A 15,287-nucleotide genomic window follows, 5' to 3' on the forward strand; every position below is an offset into this window, starting at 1 on the left:
ACCATCGTCGCCATGCCAGGATTTCTGACCCCTGACCAGCTCGCCGCCCGGACGTCCCGTGCTCTGGACGCGGCCGTCGCCGCAGGGCGCGACCTCGGACTCACGGTCACCGACGCGAGGGTGCTCCACGACGTGTTCTCCGTCGTCGTGCACCTCGCTCCCTCACCCGTGGTGGTCAGGGTGCCCACGGTGCTGCCGTCGTACGCCGACGCGGACACCCAGGCGGCGCGGCAGCGGCGGGAACTCGACGTGGTCAGGTGGCTCGCGGAAGCGGGCACTCCGGTGATCCCGCCGAGCCCGCTCGTGCCGCACGCACCCGTGCGGCGCGACGGCTTCTCGATGACGTTCTGGCAGTACGTCGAGCAGGACAGCGGCGCAGAGCCCGATTTCGTGCGCAACTGCGGCCTCGTCGCCGACCTGCACGCCGCGCTGCGCGCCTACCCGGGGGAGCTGCCGTTCCTCTCGGCCGCCGAACCGGAGTTCGTCACCGAGGGACTCGCCGTGCTTCGGGAGCGCCCCGACCTCCTCCCGCCGGCCGACCTGGACCGGGCACGGCGGGAGTGGGAGATCCTGGAACCCCTCGTCCGCTCCCGCGCGGGGTTCGAGGCGGCGTTCCCCGGCGTCGACTTCCAGCCGATCCACGGAGACGCCCCGGCGGTCAACATCGTCACCACCGCGGACGGCGAGCTGTACTCCGACTTCGAACTGGTCACCCTCGGACCTGCCGAGTGGGACCTGGCGGGCCTCGGCCCCGACGGCGAAGCCGCGTACGACTCCGCCGTGCGGCGCCACGGAATGCGGGAGCTGGACAAGCGCGTGCTGAGCCTCGTCAACGCCGTGGGTGCGTCCCGTACGGTGGCCTGCCTCGCGCTCGCGCCGCAGCTTCCCCTGCTCGTGGACGCGCTGGAGCCGGCCATCGAGAACTGGCGTGCGGCGCCCTTCGCGGGCGGGTTGAGCGAGCTGTCAGTCGGCGGCTGACGCCGCCGCGCCCCCGGCTGCGGGCGGCGGCCCCCACGGGGCCTCCAGCGCCGCCCGCAGCGCGGCGACGGCCTGCGCGCCGATCCGCTGGGCGAGGCGCGCCTCCAGCTCGTCCAGAATCCGCTCCGCCTGCACGTGGACCCGCTCGCCCTCCCGGGTGCGCCGGATGAGCCGCTGCCGCGCGGAAGCCGGATCGGGGGTCTGCTCCAGCAGACCGGCGGCGACCAGCCCGTGCACGGCCTGGTGCGCCGTCTGCCGGGTGACACCCATCCGCCGGGCCAGCGCGGCGACGGTGGTGCCCTCCGCATCCAGCGCGGCGAACAACTGCGCCTGGGTCGGTGACACCGGCTCGGCACCTGCCTCCGCCAACGCCGCCAGCAGCGCCTCGTCGAACCAGCGCCGCGCCTCACCGAGTAGCTGGGGCAGATGGCGGCGGCTGTCGTGCATGGGTTCCTCGCGGTGCGGTCCGGCGGGGGCGGTCGCCCCCGCCGGTCAGGTTACCGATGGTGCCGAGGTGGGATCTCACCTCCAGAAGAACATCCTCCCCGCGCCGAGGGGGCACGCGCAGTGGGCCCACACCGTCTTGCCGGGAGCGGCGGGCGTACGGGGCCGCACGCCCCAGTCCTTGGCCAGCGCGGAGACCAGCACCAGCCCGCGCCCCGACTCCGCGTCGGAGCGCGGCGGCACCGGCGCGGGCGTCGGCAGCGCCTCGCCCCTCGTGTCGGTCACCTCGATGAGGAGCGTGCCCGGCTGCGGCAGGTCCAGGGCGAGTTCGAAGTCCCTTCCGGCCACGCGGCCGTGCACCACCGCGTTCGCGGCCAGCTCCCCGAGGACGGTTGCCGCCTCCTCGGACGCTCTGCTCCCGTACGGCACGCCCCAGCTGTCCCACTCGTGCAGGGCGAGCAATCGCGCCAGGCGGGCGCCGCGCGGGGTGGCGGAGAACCGCTGTACGAACATACGCTCGGTAGCGGACGCGGGTACGGGAGACGGTGAGCGACGCTGCTGCATGCGCGCCACGGTCGCGCCCCCGCCGCCCCCTCAACCAGGTCAGCAACCCCTACGCTGCGCGAGCGTAGGGGTACGGAGTGTGGACAGAATGCTCCGGGAGCCGTAACCCTGGGTCAGCTCAGGGAGGTGGCGGAAAATGACCGACGAGGAACAGGGCCCGGAGGGCTGCGGCAAGGAACCCGAACGCTCCGACAGTCTGCGGACGTTCGGCGCCGTCGTGAAGGCCTTCCGCGAACGGGCGGGCCTCACCCAGGAGGCCTGGGCGGAGCTGTCCGGGTACTCGCTCAGTACCTGCGCGGGCGTCGAGCAGGGGCGGCGGTTTCCGCCGCCGGGGTTCATCGAGCGGGCGGAGGACGTCTTCGACGCCTTCGGCGCGTTGAGGAAGGCGTCCAAGTTCCTCTCGCGGGGCCACGGGTTGGCGGCGTGGTTCCGCCAGTGGGCCAAGATGGAGCTGACGGCGTTGAGCTTGTACGCCTACGACTGTCGCATGGTGCCGGGTCTTTTGCAGACTGAGGGGTACGCACGGGCCGTTGTTCGGCAGGTGCCTCCCCTGCCTCCGGAGGAGGAGATCGAGCAGCGAATTGCGCTTCGCATGGAACGGCAGGAACTGTTCTTCCGCAAGCAGCCGGTGACGTTCAGCTTCATTGTCGAGCAAGCGCTCCTGGAGCGGCAAACCGGAGGTGAGGAGGTCACCAAAGACTTGCTCGATCACCTCATCTGTCGGGGGCAACTGTCCAACGTTGAGCTCCAGATCATGCCGCTGGTCCAGCCGGAGCACGCCGGCATGGACGGGCCGCTGTATTTGCTGGAGACCCCGGAGCACCGATGGTTCGGCTATGCAGAGGGCCAGGAAACCGGACAACTGATCTCGGAGGAAGCATCCCTCAGTCGCTTGCACATGCGGTATGCAAAACTGCGCTCACAGGCTCTGACCCCGGCGGACTCCCTGAGCCTGCTGAAGCGAATGCGAGGAGCGTTATGAGTGCCAACGCCGATCTGGACTGGTTCAAGAGTAGCTACAGCAGCTCTCAGGGCGACAACTGCATCGAGGTTGCTCTCGATTGGGTGAAGAGCAGCTACAGCAGCTCCCAGAACGACGCCTGCGTGGAGGTCGCCACCACGCCCGCCACCATCCATGTGCGCGACTCCAAGGACACGGCCATCCCGGCCCTTGCGGTCTCCCCCTCCGCCTGGGCGGCGTTCGTCGGGCACGCGCTCCGCGACTGACGCGACGGGCACGCGAACTGCACCAACAGGGGCCCGCACCGCACGGTGCGGGCCCCTGCGCATGTCTTGACAGGCGCCGTGCGCCGCTGCGTTACTGACCGCACCGAATGATCGGTCGGCGCGAAACGGGAGGTCAGGCGTGGGGAACGGACCCGTGGAGGCGATGTGGGAGGCCGACAGGGCCTCCGCCGCGCTCGGTATCGAACTGGTCGAGAAGGGGGCCGGTTCTGCCACCTGCCGCATGACGGTGACGGGTGCGATGGTCAACGGGCACGGCACCGCGCACGGCGGCTACGTCTTCCTCCTGGCGGACACGGCGTTCGCCTGCGCCTGCAACAGCCATGGTCCGGTCACTGTCGCGGCGGGGGCGGACATCTCGTTCGTGTCGCCCGCGTGGGAGGGCGACGCGTTGCGGGCTGTGGCACAGGAGCGCACGCGTTACGGTCGCAGTGGCCTGTACGACGTGACGGTGCTGCGCGGAGAGGGCGAGATCGTCGCGGAGTTCCGGGGGCGCAGCCGTACGGCGACACCGTCGCGCACGGCGGGGGAGGCGGCGTGACGGACGACTTTCTCGACGCGGGGGAGCGGCTGTCGAAGGCCGATCTCCAGGCCCTCCAGTTGCGACGGCTCCAGGCCACCCTCCGGCACGCGTACGACGACATCGAGCTGTACCGGAAGAAGTTCGACGCGGCCGGTGTGCGTCCCGAGGACTGCCGTTCGCTCGCCGATCTGGCGAAGTTCCCGTTCACGACGAAGGCGGACCTGCGCGACACGTATCCGTTCGGGATGTTCGGCGTGCCGATGGAGAGCGTGCGCAGGCTGCACGCGTCCAGCGGTTCGACGGGGCGTCCGACGGTCGTCGGCTACACGCAGCGGGACTTGGACACGTGGGCGGATCTGGTCGCGCGGTGCATCCGCGCGGCGGGCGGCAGGCCCGGCGACAAGGTGCACGTCTCCTACGGGTACGGGCTGTTCACCGGCGGGCTGGGGGCGCACTACGGCGCCGAGCGCGCCGGGTGCACCGTCATCCCGGCGTCCGGGGGGATGACGGCGCGGCAGGTGCAGCTGATCCAGGACTTCCGTCCGGACATCATCATGGTCACGCCGACGTACATGCTCACGCTGCTGGACGAGTTCGAGCGCCAGGGCGTCGATCCGCGTACGACGTCGCTGCGGGTGGGCATCTTCGGTGCGGAGCCGTGGACGGAGGCGATGCGGCGGGAGATCGAGGAGCGGTTCGCGCTGCACGCGGTGGACATCTACGGGCTCTCGGAGGTGATGGGGCCCGGTGTCGCGCAGGAGTGCGTGGAGACGAAGGACGGGCTGCACCTGTGGGAGGACCACATCTATCCGGAGCTCGTCGATCCGCTGGGGGAGGAGCCCTGCGGTGATCAGGGCGAGCGCGGCGAGTTGGTGCTGACGACGCTCACCAAGGAGGCGCTGCCCGTCATCAGGTACCGGACGAGGGATCTGACGCGGCTGCTGCTGGGGACGGCGCGGCCCGCCTTCCGCCGCATGGAGAAGGTCACAGGGCGCAGCGACGACATGATCATCCTGCGCGGGGTGAACGTCTTCCCCAGCCAGATCGAGGAGATCGTGCTGGACCTGCCCGCGCTGGCCCCGCACTTCCAACTCCTGCTCACCAGGCAGGAGCGGATGGACCACCTGAGCGTGCTGGTCGAGGCGCGCGCGGACGCGACGGGACCCGAACGCGAGGCGGCCCGCGCCGCGCTCGTACGGGGCGTCAAGGACGGTGTCGGAGTGAACGTCGAGGTGCGGGTGGTGGACCCGGAGACGCTCGAACGCTCCGTCGGCAAGTTCCGCCGCGTCCGCGACCTGCGTCCTCAGGGACGAGAGCCCGGCGTCCCGGTGTAGCGCCGGCGCCGGCGTCCTGCCCCGCCCTGCCCGCCTACCCGTTCGCCACCCTGGGAGCGCGGTCGGCGCAAAGTGCCGGTTTACTGCCGGTATGAGCGTCCTTCCCGGCCATGTCCGTCCCAAGCGGCGGTTCTCCCTGCCCACGCGCGCCCGCAGACACCGGGTGGGGGCGCGGTCCTTCCACCAGGTGGAGGACACCCTCACCCGGAACTCGACCACCGGCGGCGTGCCGGGGGACAACGAGGCGGGCGTCATCGGCTGGGGCACCTCCTGGCGGATGCAGGGCTATCTGCTGATGGCCGAGCGGACGGGCAACCCCGCCTACGCCACCCGTCTCGCGGAACTCATCGACCACGTGCTGGCCGCCCGCGACGAGGTGCGCGGGATCGCCGACCACACCGGGGTCTCCGCTCCGGTGTGGAGCACGGCGACCAAGTTCACGGCCGCCACCGCGTCCGTGCCCGACGAGGCGGGCGAGATCGCGCTGGAGGTGACCGTCTGCCCACCCCGCGCGCTGGACGCGCGGGTGACGGTGCGGCCCGAAGGGGGCGAGGGCCGCTTCACCCTCACGGTCGCCGGTCAGGGACGGCAGCCGTTCACCGTCGAAGGCCTCAGCCTGGACCCGGCCGACGAGCGCCGCGCCGACCGCGTCCTCTACGAGGCGTACGAGCAGCGCAGCGCGGTCACCGGGCGGCTCGTCGCGGCGGGGGAGCGGTCCGAGGGGCGGCTGCGTGCCGGGCTGCGCCCGGGTGCTGAGCCGCCGCGCCGGGTACAGCCGGGCACTTACCCCGTGTGTCCCGCACGGGTCGCCCTCGCGGCGCAGACGGGCATGATCACCTATCCGATCGCCGGGCTCGTCCGGCTGGCCCGCCAGGACCCCTCCCACAAGGCCGTACCGCCGTCCGTACGGGCGCGCCTCGACGGCTACCTCGACGCCGTCCTGCGGGCCGTCCAGGCACACGACCACCAGTGGCAGTCCGCGTCCGGGCGGCGTGGCTGCTACCGGTGGCTGCCCGAGGAGCCGGTCTCCTTCGCGGGCGCCGAACTGCCGACCAACGAGTTCCTGGCGATGGGCCGTACCTTCGTGCACCTCGCCGCGCTCACGGGCGAGGAGGAGCACGCGGAGCGGGCCGCCGCCATGGCGCACGCCCTGCGCGCCGACCTGGTGCGGCAGGGCGGGCGGCAGGAGGAGGCCGCGACGTGGCCGTACTGGCCCGCCTTCGGGCGCGTCCACTGCGGCTGGAGCGCCACCGGCAGCCCGGAGACGGACGGTTCGGCCTACCGTCCCGCCTACGCGCCCGTCACCGCGCCGGAGGACGTCACCCACGCCCTCATCGACCTGGACTTCCTGCACCTCTACCACAGCCAGCCGGCAGGACTGCTGCCGCCGGTCTTCGACGACCGCGACCTGGTGTCCGTGGCGGCGACCTTCACCCGCCACGTCGTGGAGCGGGAAGGCGGGACGGACGGCCGTCCCGGGCGCCCCCGCATGCGGCACGACGTCAGCGGCACCGGCCGCCCCGGTACCGACCGCGAACAGGCACACGTCGCGGCGTGGTTGCCCCTGCGGGCCTGGTCGGACGAGGTGGCCGACCTCGTCCACGCCATCCACCCGCCGACCCCACCGCCGCCGGCGATGGGGGTCGACACCTACTGCGCGGCGCTGCTGGCCCGCTGGGCCTGAGCCCGGCGCGCCGCGCGGGGACCTGCCGACAAGGGGGTGCCACTGTCCGCAGCGTGCGGTCCGCGGGTGGGTTGTGGCTGGTGGGGGCACCTCCCGGCCGGAGGCTGGGGGAGCAGTTCCCCGCGCCCCTTCGGGGCGCCCCCACGAGAGGTGTCAGGCCGCTGACGGTTTCAGCAGCGTCTTGACCATTCCGTCCTCCTTGCGCTGGAAGGTCCCGTAGGCCTCCGGCGCCTTCTCCAGGGGCATGGTGTGGGTGGCGAAGGTGTCCACACCGAGCGGGTCCTCGTCGGTGAGGAGGGGCAGGATGTCGTCCACCCAGTGGTGCACGTTCGCCTGACCCATGCGCAGCTGGATCTGCTTGTCGAACAGCTTCAGCATCGGCAGCGGGTCGGCCGCGCCCCCGTAGACACCCGAGAGGGAGACCGTGCCGCCGCGCCGCACCACGTCGAAGGCCGCGTTGAGCGCCGCGAGCCGGTCGACCCCGGCGCGCTGCATCATCTTCTGGCCCAGCGCCTCCGGCAGCAGCCCGACCGCCTGGTGCGCCGCCTTGGCGACCGGCGCCCCGTGCGCCTCCATGCCGACCGCGTCAATCGCGGCGTCCGTGCCGCGCCCGTGCGTCAGCTCCCGTACGGCGGCCCCGATATCGTCGTGTTCGCGCAGGTCGAGCGTGTGCACGCCGCGCAGGCGCGCCCGCTGGAGGCGCTCGGGCACCAGGTCGACGCCGATGACCTGTCCCGCGCCCTGGTGCAGCGCGATCCGGCACGCCATGTCACCGATCGGCCCGAGGCCCAGCACGGTGACGCTGCCGCCCTGGGGGATGTCCGCGTAGGCCACGGCCTGCCACGCGGTCGGCAGCACGTCGGACAGGTAGACGTAGCGCTCGTCCGGCGGCCCTTCGGGCACCTTGATGGGCAGGTGGTTGCCGAACGGCACCCGCAGGAACTCCGCCTGGCCGCCCGGCACCTGCCCGTAGAGCTTGCTGTAGCCGAACAGGGCCGCGCCGCTGCCGTACTCGCGTACCTGCGTGGTCTCGCACTGGGACTGGAGCCCCTGCTCGCACATCCAGCAGGTGCCGCAGTTGACGTTGAACGGCATCACGACCCGGTCGCCTGGGGACAGCGCCGCGACCTCGGGACCGACCTCCTCGACCACGCCCATGGTCTCGTGCCCGAGCACGTCGCCCTGGTCCAGGAACGGCCCCAGGACCTCGTACAGGTGGAGGTCGGAGCCGCAGAGCCCGCTCGTCGTGACGCGGACGAGGATGTCGTCGGGCTGGGTGATCTCCGGATCGGGGACGGTCTCCACGCTGACGTTGCGCTTGCCTTGGTAGGTGAGGGCCCTCATCACGTCTCCTCGGATCGCGGGCGGTACCGCCCCTGCGGCCCCGCCCGACGGGTGGCTTGCAGGCCCGCGGGGTGGCTTGCAGGTCCGCGGGGTGGCTGTCAGGTCTGGTTGAGGCGGCGCGCCGCCCGGTCGTTGAGTGCGCTGACGGCGGACTGCCAGCGGGAGCGGCCCTCCCGCTCGGAGGGCTGCGGCCCCGGCATCAGGCGGGCCACCAGCTCGTTGGTGCGGGTCACCAGCGTCGGTGCCACCCCGTACGCCTTCGCGCCGAGCTGCGCCGCCGGGGTGAGCACCACCCGGGTCCGCCGCTGTTCGACGGCGTGCACGATGCGTTCGGCCGCCCGCAGCGCGTCCATGGACAGCCCGGGCAGGCCCGCGAGCGTCGCGAACCAGGCGTACTCCTTGCCCGTGTCCCCGGAGAGTTCCACCTGGTTGTGGGAGCCCGTCCGCATCAGCCCCGGATGGACGGCGGTGACGCTGACGCCGTCCTGTGCCACTTCGGTCCGCAGCCCCTCCGCGAGCGCGGCGACCGCCGACTTCGCACACGAGTACGGCAGCAGATGCGGCACCGGCAGCAGTCCGCCCACCGAGCCGATCAGCCCGAGACGGCCGCCCGCCGGGCTCTCGCGCAGCTGCGGCAGCGCCTCCATGGAGGTGTGCAGCGCGCCGAAGAACATCGTGTCCATGGCGCTGCGGAACGCCTCCGTGCCCGACTCCTCGGCGGGGCCCACCTGGATGTTCCCCGCGTTCGCCAGGACCACGTCGAGCCCCCGCTGGTCGGTGGCGGTCCGCTCCACCAGCTTGCGGACGGCCTCCCGGTCGGTGACATCGCACACCCGTCCGGTCACCGTGTTGTCGCGTGTTCTGCGGCGCAGCAGCCCGACCGCGTGGTCGAGCTCCTCCTGGTCGCGGGCCGCGACGGTGACATCGCAGCGCCGCTCCACGCACTGCCGCGCCAGCAGCAGCCCCAGCCCCCTGGAGCCGCCTGTCACCAGCACGGACAGATCCGAGAGTGCCTCCATCACCTGCCTCCTTACGCGGGCGGCTCCGGGGAGCCGTCGTCGGCACGGTCCCGCGACGCGACCTGCGAGGTGTCATCGACGCGGCATCGAGCGAGGTGTCGCTACCCGGCGGTTCCCCTCATCGGCCGAGTCACACCCGCATCCGCCTGCATTCGCCCGCACCCACCCGCAGGACAGTGCGCATGCGCGTCGGGCGGCGGAGGTACCCGTGGGACGAGAGCGACGAAGGAGCAGCACACATGCAGATCGGTTACAAGCTCGCGACCGAGCAGTACGGGCCCCAGGAGCTGATCCGACAGGCCATCGCCGCCGAGGCCGCCGGATTCGACTTCGTCGAGATGAGCGACCACTACCATCCGTGGCTGAACGAGCAGGGCCACTCCGCCTTCACCTGGAGCGTGCTCGGCGCCATCGCGGCCAGGACCGAGCGCATCGGCCTGGTCACCGGCGTGACCTGCCCCAGCATGCGCTACCACCCGGCGATCGTCGCGCAGGCCGCCGCCACCATGGCGCTCGTCTCCGAGGGCCGCTTCGTCCTCGGCGTCGGCTCCGGCGAGCGCCTCAACGAACACGTCACGGGACGCGGCTGGCCCGCCGTCTCCGAACGCCACACCATGTTCCGCGAGGCTCTGGAGATCATCCGCCTGCTGTGGCAGGGCGGCTACCGCTCCTACGAAGGCACCTACCTGCGTCTTGAGGACGCCCGCGTCTTCGACCTGCCGCCCGAACAGCCCATGATCGCCGTCGCCGCCAGCGGCGCCGCCTCCTCCAAGATCGCCGCCGAACTCGGCGACGCCCTCTTCGCCACCGAGGAGAAGCCCGAGATCGTCCGCCACTACCGCGAGGCCGGCGGCACCGGACCCGGCTACGCCGAGGTGCCGATGGCGTTCGCCGGGAGCGAGAGCGAGGGTGCGCAGTCGGCGCTCACCTACTTCCGCTGGGCGCTCAGCGGCTGGAAGGTGATGAGCGAGCTGCCCAACCCGGTCAACTTCGAGGCCGCCACCGCGCAGGTCCGCGAGGAGGACATCCGCGAGCGCTTCGCCTGCGGCAACGACCCCGCGCGCTACCTGGAGGTCGCGAAGCCCTTCACGGAGGCCGGGTTCGACCGCCTCGTCCTGATGAACGCGGGCCCCGACCCGCGGGCCTTCCTCGACTTCTGCGACGCGGAACTGATCCGCCGCCTCAAGGAGCTGACGCCGCAGAAGGGGTGACGCCGCGGGGGGCTGACGCCTGCGAGGAGCTGACACCCGTGCGGGGCTGATGCTTGTGCGAGGCTGGCGCCTGCGAGGAGCTGATGCTTGTGCGGGGCTGATGCTTGTGCGGAGTCGACGGCCGCGAAATTCCCTTGCGGCCACTCGTGGCATGGACTGAGCTGTGCGCGCAGCCATCCGAACCCCCGTACGAGGAGCACCATGCCGCGAGCCGTCACCCTCATCCGCTCCAGCACCCTGTCCGACGTGGCCGAATACGCCTACGCGGCCACGGCACCCGCCGAGGCCCGCCTCGTCTTCCTCGCCGGTGCCTGCCCGCTGGACGCCGACGGCGCCGTCACCCCGCTCGGCGACCACGCGGGCCAGGCCGCCACGGCGGTTGAGAACCTGCGCACCGCGCTGCGAGAGGCCGGCGCCGGCCTGGGGGACCTGATCAGCACCCGGGTCCTGGTCGTCTCCGACCGCCAGGAGGACCTGGCCGCGGCCTGGGGGGTCTACCGGGACGCCATGGGCGAGCACGACGTCCCCAGCACCCTGATGGGCGTCACCGTCCTCGGCTACACCGGCCAGCTCGTCGAGATCGAGGCGGTGGCGGCCGTCCTCGACTGACGGAGCGCGGCGGTCGCTGTGACCGGAAGGTGCCTCAACCGATCGGCAGTTGCCTCAGCCAACCGGAGGTCTCCTCAACCGGCGGGAGGTTTCCTCAACCGGCCGGATGTTTCCTCAACTCGTCGGCAACTGGAAGGGCACCGTGTTCCACGGACTGCGCGGCGAGCGCGTCAGCGCGTGGTGGGCCTCCAGCACGGAGGTGTACCAGTCGCCGAAGTGCTCGTCGTCGAAGTGCAGACAGCGGCCCATCACGTACGCGGCGGAGAACTCGGCCCAGGAGGTGTAGGTGCTGCGCACGCCCGCGCTCACCCGCTGAAGCGCGTCGTACATCTCCGCGCGGGTCGCGTAGCGGGCGCCGCGGCCCCAGCGGGCCATCTTCGAGCCGCGCCCCAGATCCCACGCGGCGATGGTGCGGACGCTCTCGTCGGGGCCGAGCAGCCCGTCGGCGCGGAAGCGTGCCTCGTAGCGGAGAATCTTGCCGACCAACTCCCGCATGTCGGCGATGAACGACTCGAACTCCTGCCCCTCGGGCGCCTCGACGACGCGCCGCAAGGTGGCCTCCACGCAGTCCCGCCACAGCCCCGCGTCCACCGGACCGCGATCGGCGTGCTCCTTGCGCAGCGCGAGCCGCGCCCCCAGCACGAAGTCCCAGTACCAGGGGCTGACCTCGCACTCCAGCAGCCGCTGCTGGATCTCCAGCCAGTCCTCGCGGCCACCCACGTCCCAGAAGTCCTCCAGGCGTTCGACCTCGCTGCTGTAGCCGGCGCCGTGCCAGTCCAGGGTGTTCCACGGATCGCCGTTGTAGTAGCACAGGTGCGCGCCGCAGGCCAGGCCGTGCAGCAGCGGCCCGGACCCGGGGGCACCCGTGAAACGGGCGACGACACGGTTGAGGAGGCCCTCCGGATCGAACAGTTCCTCGTGCAGGTCCGACCACACCTCCCGTTCCTCGTCGTCCACCTGGAACATCACCTGGCACGGTGTCGCCGCGTTGACCGCCAGCACGTCCACCTCGGGCGGCATGATGTCCGCGAGAGTGCCCAGGGTGATGAACTCGTAGACCACGTAAGGGTGCGGAGGCGGCAGCACCCCGTCGGTGTAGACCTGCGTCATCGTGCGCACCACGCCGTCGGAGCCGGTGACCTCGCTGGTCCACAGCCGCCGCTCGCCGGGCACCCGGGTGGTCTGCTCGATCGGCATCGGGTGGTACACGCCGTGCTGTGCGAGGGCGCGCAGATAGGTGTAGCTCTCGTCGGCCTCGGCCAGCTTGTACAGCCGCCGCTCCAGATCGGCCGGTGCCTGCCAGTGACCGCCGCCCGCGTTCTCGACGACAGGGAAGATGTCCTCGTGATCGTCCTGCTCGCCTACCGCGTACACCCTCGCCCCGTTCCGGCCCCGCCGTGCCGAGGCCCCGTGCCGATCCAGTCGATCACGCTACCGCCCGTGCGCGGCCCGGGGGCGACCGGGTGGGAACGACCGGTGGACCGCCACGCGACCGTGGCGGCGCGTCCGAGTGACGGCGTCAACCCCCGCTCACGACCAGACCCGTTGGGTCCCCAGCACCTCCAACAGCGCGAGCCTCTCCGCGGCCTGCGAGCCCCGCGCCGCCGTGTAGAGCACCACCCGCAGCCCGTCGGGCGAGGCCAGGACATCGCAGTCGAGCACGAGCGGGCCGACCTCCGGATGCTCCACGGTCTTGGTCGCCCTCGTGTGCGCCCCCACCGCATGCGCGTCCCACAGCCGCGCGAAACGGTCGCTGACGCCGCGCAGTTCGGCGATCAGCCCCCGCAGCCCGGGGTCGGCCGGATAGCGGGCGGTCGCCGCCCGCAGATCGGCCACCACCGCCGCCTCGAAACAGGCCCGCTGTGCCGCACTGTGCCGTACCCGGCCCGACGGCTGCGTGAAGTGCTGCCACACGACGTTGCGTTCCCGCCCCCGCAGCCCCGACGGATCGCCCATGAGGGCCGCGAACAGCGGATTCCACTCCAGCAGCGTCCACGCCGCGTCGAACACGCAGACCGGGGTGGCCGGCATCTGCTCCAGCAGCCGCGACACCCCCGGTGACACCTGCGAGGGCATCCGCCCGGCGTCCGGCACCGCACGGCCCGCCAGTAGGAACAGATGGCGCCGCTCCTCGTCCGACAGCCGCAGCGCCCGCCCCAGCGCCGTGAGGACCTGCCCGGACGGCGACGTCGCCCGGCCCTGCTCCAGCCGTACGACATAGTCCACGGATACGCCCGCCAGCGACGCCAGTTCCTCGCGGCGCAACCCGGCCGCCCTCCGGGCCCGGCCCGCAGGCAGTCCGGCCTCGGCCGGGTCCGCGCGATCCCGCCACCGGCGCAGCGCCCGACCGAGGTCGCTGCCCCGGCCCGGGTCGCTGCCCTGCGTTCGTCTCACGCCGCCGCCCTGCCGGGCTCCCGCCGATTGGTCCATCCCTCCAGTGTCCGCCGGCGACGGCGGTGGACAAGAGCCCGTCCTGGTACCGCTGTTCCCAGGAAAACGCGGCTACTCCCCGGCAGTGCGGCTCCGGCGGCAGTGTGCAGCCCATGACCACCACACTGATCACCGGCGCCACACGCGGCCTCGGACTGGAGACGGCGCGAGCGCTGTCCGCCCTCGGCCACACCGTCTATCTCGGCTCCCGCGACGCGGAGCGCGGCGAGCGGGCGGCCCGCGAAACCGGCGGGCACGTCCTCCCTCTCGACGTCACCAGCGAGGAGTCGCTGCACGCGGCCACCGCGCTGCTGCGCGAGCGGGAAGACCACCTCGACGTCCTCGTCAACAACGCGGGCATCTCAGGGCCTTTCCTCGGGGCGACCGAACTGACCGGCGACGACCTGCGCACCGTCTACGACACCAACGTCTTCGGCGTCGTCCGCACCACCCGCGCCTTCCTGCCGCTGCTGCGTGCGGCACGGGCCCCCGTCGTCGTCAACGTCAGCAGCGGCCTCGGCTCCCTCACCGCCGTCGGTGACCCGGAAGCACGCGAGAAGGCCGTGCCCGACTGGATGCCGGGCCTCGCCTACGCCTCGTCGAAGGCCGCGCTGAACATGGTCACGGCGCAGTACGCGCACGCACTCCCCGACTTCCGGATCAACGCCGTCGACCCCGGCTACACGGCGACCGACTTCAACGCGCACACCGGCCACCGGACCGTCGCCCAGGGCGCGCGGATCATCGTGCGCATGGCCTGCCTGGGCCCCGAGGGACCCACCGGCAGCTACATCGGCGACCAGGGGCCCCTCCCGTGGTGAGCCGCGCCCCTCACCGGATCGAACTCGTCCACGACTTCGTGTGCGCCCGCTCCTACCTCGCCTTCACCCGGCTGCGGCGGGCGCACGCCCTGCACCGCGCGGAGGGCGGGACCACCCGGCTCGTCCTGCGCCCGTACCAGATCCGGCCCGATACTCCAGCCGAGGGCGAACCGCTGTTCGAGGTGCACCGGCGCGAACGCGGCGAGGCCGTCGCCCGTGCCATCCGCGCCGACCGCACACTCGGCGCCGCGGACGGTCTCGACCTGCGCTTCGACCGCGCGGTGTTCGCCAACACCCGCGCCGCCCATCACCTCACCGCGCAGGCCGCCACCCAGCACCGTGCCCTCGACATGGCCGCGCGCCTCTTCCGCGCCTACTTCACCGACGGGCTCGACATCGCCGACCCGCACGTCCTGACCCGGCTGGCCGCCGAGGTGGGCGTACGCCCTGAACCCGACCTCACCGAGCACCTGTCCGCCGAGCTCGCCCGCACCCGTCACCTCGGCAGCCCCAGCGGCCCCGTCCTGCTGGCCGACGGCCACCCCGTGCTGCACGAGGAGCCGACCGAGGAGGAGTTGCTGAGCTGCCTGCGCGCCGGGCCGCGAGCCGGGCGCGCCGGGCCGCCGCCCGGCGAAGGGCCCGAGGCGCCAGGAGAACGGCGCCCGGCGCGGGCGGGGGACGAGGAGAGCGCCGGGCGCCGGGACCAGAACGGCCGCTGACGTCTCCCGGGGCTCCGCTGACATTCTCGGGGTCGCTAACGCCTCTCGGCGTCGGGCCCGGACCGCGGACGGGACCGTGCACGGCGGCGCTTCGCGGACCCGGACGGCGCCGACTCGTCGGCCGCGTGCGGGTCCCGAGCCGCGGTCGGGGGCGTCGTGGGCGGCAGCGGAACCGAGGCGGGCGCACCGTCGGGTCGCGCGGGTGGTGCGGGCGGGCCCTGCGGCGGCGGAGGCACCCGAGGCCCGTCCTCCTCCGGACCGGGAACGCCCGCTGCGGGTTCCGCGCGCCGGGGTTCCGTGAGCGGCGGTTCCGTGATGGGCGGATCTGTGACGGGCGGTTCCATGACGGACGGCTGAGGTCG

16 protein-coding genes are annotated in these 15,287 nt (G+C 72.4%); 10 read left to right on the forward strand and 6 right to left on the reverse strand.

The annotated features are described in order from the left end of the window. Nucleotides 1-12 precede the first annotated feature (12 nt). Nucleotides 13-978: a phosphotransferase family protein gene (locus AB8Z75_RS08455; protein WP_369200784.1), complete on the forward strand. Its 966-nt coding sequence runs from the start codon at nt 13-15 to the stop codon at nt 976-978. Here AB8Z75_RS08455 and AB8Z75_RS08460 read toward each other — a convergent pair. Beyond that, a complete protein-coding gene (locus tag AB8Z75_RS08460; protein WP_369200785.1) occupies nt 964-1,425 on the reverse strand; it encodes a MarR family winged helix-turn-helix transcriptional regulator in 462 nt (153 codons plus the stop codon). The genes AB8Z75_RS08455 and AB8Z75_RS08460 overlap by 15 nt on opposite strands. Before the next feature lie 75 nt (nt 1,426-1,500). Continuing rightward, nucleotides 1,501-1,935, reverse strand: coding sequence for an ATP-binding protein (locus tag AB8Z75_RS08465; protein WP_369200786.1), 435 nt, complete (start codon nt 1,933-1,935; stop codon nt 1,501-1,503). 187 nt (nt 1,936-2,122) lie between these two features. On the opposite strand from AB8Z75_RS08465, the gene AB8Z75_RS08470 reads away from it, so the two are divergent. The 5 genes from AB8Z75_RS08470 to AB8Z75_RS08490 all read left to right on the forward strand — a co-directional run bounded on the left by AB8Z75_RS08470 (nt 2,123) and on the right by AB8Z75_RS08490 (nt 6,772). Continuing rightward, complete coding sequence (locus AB8Z75_RS08470) at nt 2,123-2,968, forward strand: helix-turn-helix domain-containing protein (RefSeq protein ID WP_369200787.1); 846 nt, start codon at nt 2,123-2,125, stop codon at nt 2,966-2,968. After that, nucleotides 2,965-3,213 carry a DUF397 domain-containing protein gene (locus AB8Z75_RS08475; protein ID WP_369200788.1) on the forward strand — a complete coding sequence of 83 codons (249 nt, stop codon included), beginning with the start codon at nt 2,965-2,967 and terminating at the stop codon, nt 3,211-3,213. The genes AB8Z75_RS08470 and AB8Z75_RS08475 overlap by 4 nt, the downstream gene beginning before the upstream one ends. A 163-nt stretch (nt 3,214-3,376) precedes the next feature. Further along, nucleotides 3,377-3,772 carry a hydroxyphenylacetyl-CoA thioesterase PaaI gene (gene paaI / locus AB8Z75_RS08480; RefSeq protein ID WP_369200799.1) on the forward strand — a complete coding sequence of 132 codons (396 nt, stop codon included), beginning with the start codon at nt 3,377-3,379 and terminating at the stop codon, nt 3,770-3,772. Further along, entirely contained in the window at nt 3,769-5,088 is a 1,320-nt protein-coding gene (paaK, locus tag AB8Z75_RS08485) for a phenylacetate--CoA ligase PaaK (protein WP_369200789.1), read from the forward strand. The genes paaI and paaK overlap by 4 nt, the downstream gene beginning before the upstream one ends. 91 nt (nt 5,089-5,179) lie before the next feature. Next, nucleotides 5,180-6,772, forward strand: coding sequence for a hypothetical protein (locus tag AB8Z75_RS08490; RefSeq protein WP_369200790.1), 1,593 nt, complete (start codon nt 5,180-5,182; stop codon nt 6,770-6,772). A gap of 153 nt (nt 6,773-6,925) precedes the next feature. Here AB8Z75_RS08490 and AB8Z75_RS08495 read toward each other — a convergent pair whose 3' ends face one another. Together AB8Z75_RS08495 and AB8Z75_RS08500 are read right to left on the reverse strand one after the other, a co-directional pair. After that, on the reverse strand, nt 6,926-8,116 hold the full coding sequence (locus AB8Z75_RS08495; RefSeq protein ID WP_369200791.1) for a zinc-dependent alcohol dehydrogenase: 1,191 nt from the start codon (nt 8,114-8,116) through the stop codon (nt 6,926-6,928). Nucleotides 8,117-8,214: 98 nt separating this feature from the next. Then, nucleotides 8,215-9,135 carry an SDR family NAD(P)-dependent oxidoreductase gene (locus AB8Z75_RS08500; protein WP_369200792.1) on the reverse strand — a complete coding sequence of 307 codons (921 nt, stop codon included), beginning with the start codon at nt 9,133-9,135 and terminating at the stop codon, nt 8,215-8,217. Between the two features lie 239 nt (nt 9,136-9,374). Between AB8Z75_RS08500 and AB8Z75_RS08505 the strand changes: the two genes are divergently transcribed. Both AB8Z75_RS08505 and AB8Z75_RS08510 read left to right on the forward strand, forming a co-directional pair. Then, entirely contained in the window at nt 9,375-10,346 is a 972-nt protein-coding gene (locus tag AB8Z75_RS08505; RefSeq protein ID WP_369200793.1) for a TIGR03557 family F420-dependent LLM class oxidoreductase, read from the forward strand. Between the two features lie 201 nt (nt 10,347-10,547). Continuing rightward, nucleotides 10,548-10,955, forward strand: coding sequence for a RidA family protein (locus tag AB8Z75_RS08510; RefSeq protein ID WP_369200794.1), 408 nt, complete (start codon nt 10,548-10,550; stop codon nt 10,953-10,955). A 114-nt stretch (nt 10,956-11,069) separates the two neighbouring features. Here AB8Z75_RS08510 and AB8Z75_RS08515 read toward each other — a convergent pair whose 3' ends face one another. Next, complete coding sequence (locus tag AB8Z75_RS08515) at nt 11,070-12,329, reverse strand: DUF1266 domain-containing protein (protein WP_369200795.1); 1,260 nt, start codon at nt 12,327-12,329, stop codon at nt 11,070-11,072. Between the two features lie 156 nt (nt 12,330-12,485). Next, nucleotides 12,486-13,349 (reverse strand): helix-turn-helix transcriptional regulator, encoded by an 864-nt coding sequence (locus tag AB8Z75_RS08520; RefSeq protein WP_369200796.1) that lies wholly within the window; start codon nt 13,347-13,349, stop codon nt 12,486-12,488. A 149-nt stretch (nt 13,350-13,498) separates the two neighbouring features. Between AB8Z75_RS08520 and AB8Z75_RS08525 the strand changes: the two genes are divergently transcribed. After that, nucleotides 13,499-14,206: an SDR family NAD(P)-dependent oxidoreductase gene (locus AB8Z75_RS08525; protein ID WP_369200797.1), complete on the forward strand. Its 708-nt coding sequence runs from the start codon at nt 13,499-13,501 to the stop codon at nt 14,204-14,206. Then, the gene (locus AB8Z75_RS08530) at nt 14,203-14,925 is read left to right on the forward strand and encodes a DsbA family protein (protein ID WP_369200798.1); all 723 of its coding nucleotides are present in this window, start codon (nt 14,203-14,205) and stop codon (nt 14,923-14,925) included. The genes AB8Z75_RS08525 and AB8Z75_RS08530 overlap by 4 nt, the downstream gene beginning before the upstream one ends. Nucleotides 14,926-15,287 lie beyond the last annotated feature (362 nt).

The sequence above is a fragment of the Streptomyces sp. PU-14G genome, assembly GCF_041028275.1.
GTDB lineage: Bacteria > Actinomycetota > Actinomycetes > Streptomycetales > Streptomycetaceae > Streptomyces.

Coding starts and splice junctions, on each gene's coding strand:
- AB8Z75_RS08455 (WP_369200784.1), top strand. CDS start 13: ATGCCAGGATTTCTGACCCCTGACCAGCTCGCCGCCCGGACGTCCCGT.
- AB8Z75_RS08525 (WP_369200797.1), top strand. CDS start 13,499: ATGACCACCACACTGATCACCGGCGCCACACGCGGCCTCGGACTGGAG.
- paaI (WP_369200799.1), top strand. CDS start 3,377: ATGTGGGAGGCCGACAGGGCCTCCGCCGCGCTCGGTATCGAACTGGTC.
- AB8Z75_RS08500 (WP_369200792.1), bottom strand. CDS start 9,135: ATGGAGGCACTCTCGGATCTGTCCGTGCTGGTGACAGGCGGCTCCAGG.
- AB8Z75_RS08470 (WP_369200787.1), top strand. CDS start 2,123: ATGACCGACGAGGAACAGGGCCCGGAGGGCTGCGGCAAGGAACCCGAA.
- AB8Z75_RS08490 (WP_369200790.1), top strand. CDS start 5,180: ATGAGCGTCCTTCCCGGCCATGTCCGTCCCAAGCGGCGGTTCTCCCTG.
- AB8Z75_RS08475 (WP_369200788.1), top strand. CDS start 2,965: ATGAGTGCCAACGCCGATCTGGACTGGTTCAAGAGTAGCTACAGCAGC.
- AB8Z75_RS08465 (WP_369200786.1), bottom strand. CDS start 1,935: ATGTTCGTACAGCGGTTCTCCGCCACCCCGCGCGGCGCCCGCCTGGCG.
- AB8Z75_RS08495 (WP_369200791.1), bottom strand. CDS start 8,116: ATGAGGGCCCTCACCTACCAAGGCAAGCGCAACGTCAGCGTGGAGACC.
- AB8Z75_RS08510 (WP_369200794.1), top strand. CDS start 10,548: ATGCCGCGAGCCGTCACCCTCATCCGCTCCAGCACCCTGTCCGACGTG.
- AB8Z75_RS08460 (WP_369200785.1), bottom strand. CDS start 1,425: ATGCACGACAGCCGCCGCCATCTGCCCCAGCTACTCGGTGAGGCGCGG.
- AB8Z75_RS08505 (WP_369200793.1), top strand. CDS start 9,375: ATGCAGATCGGTTACAAGCTCGCGACCGAGCAGTACGGGCCCCAGGAG.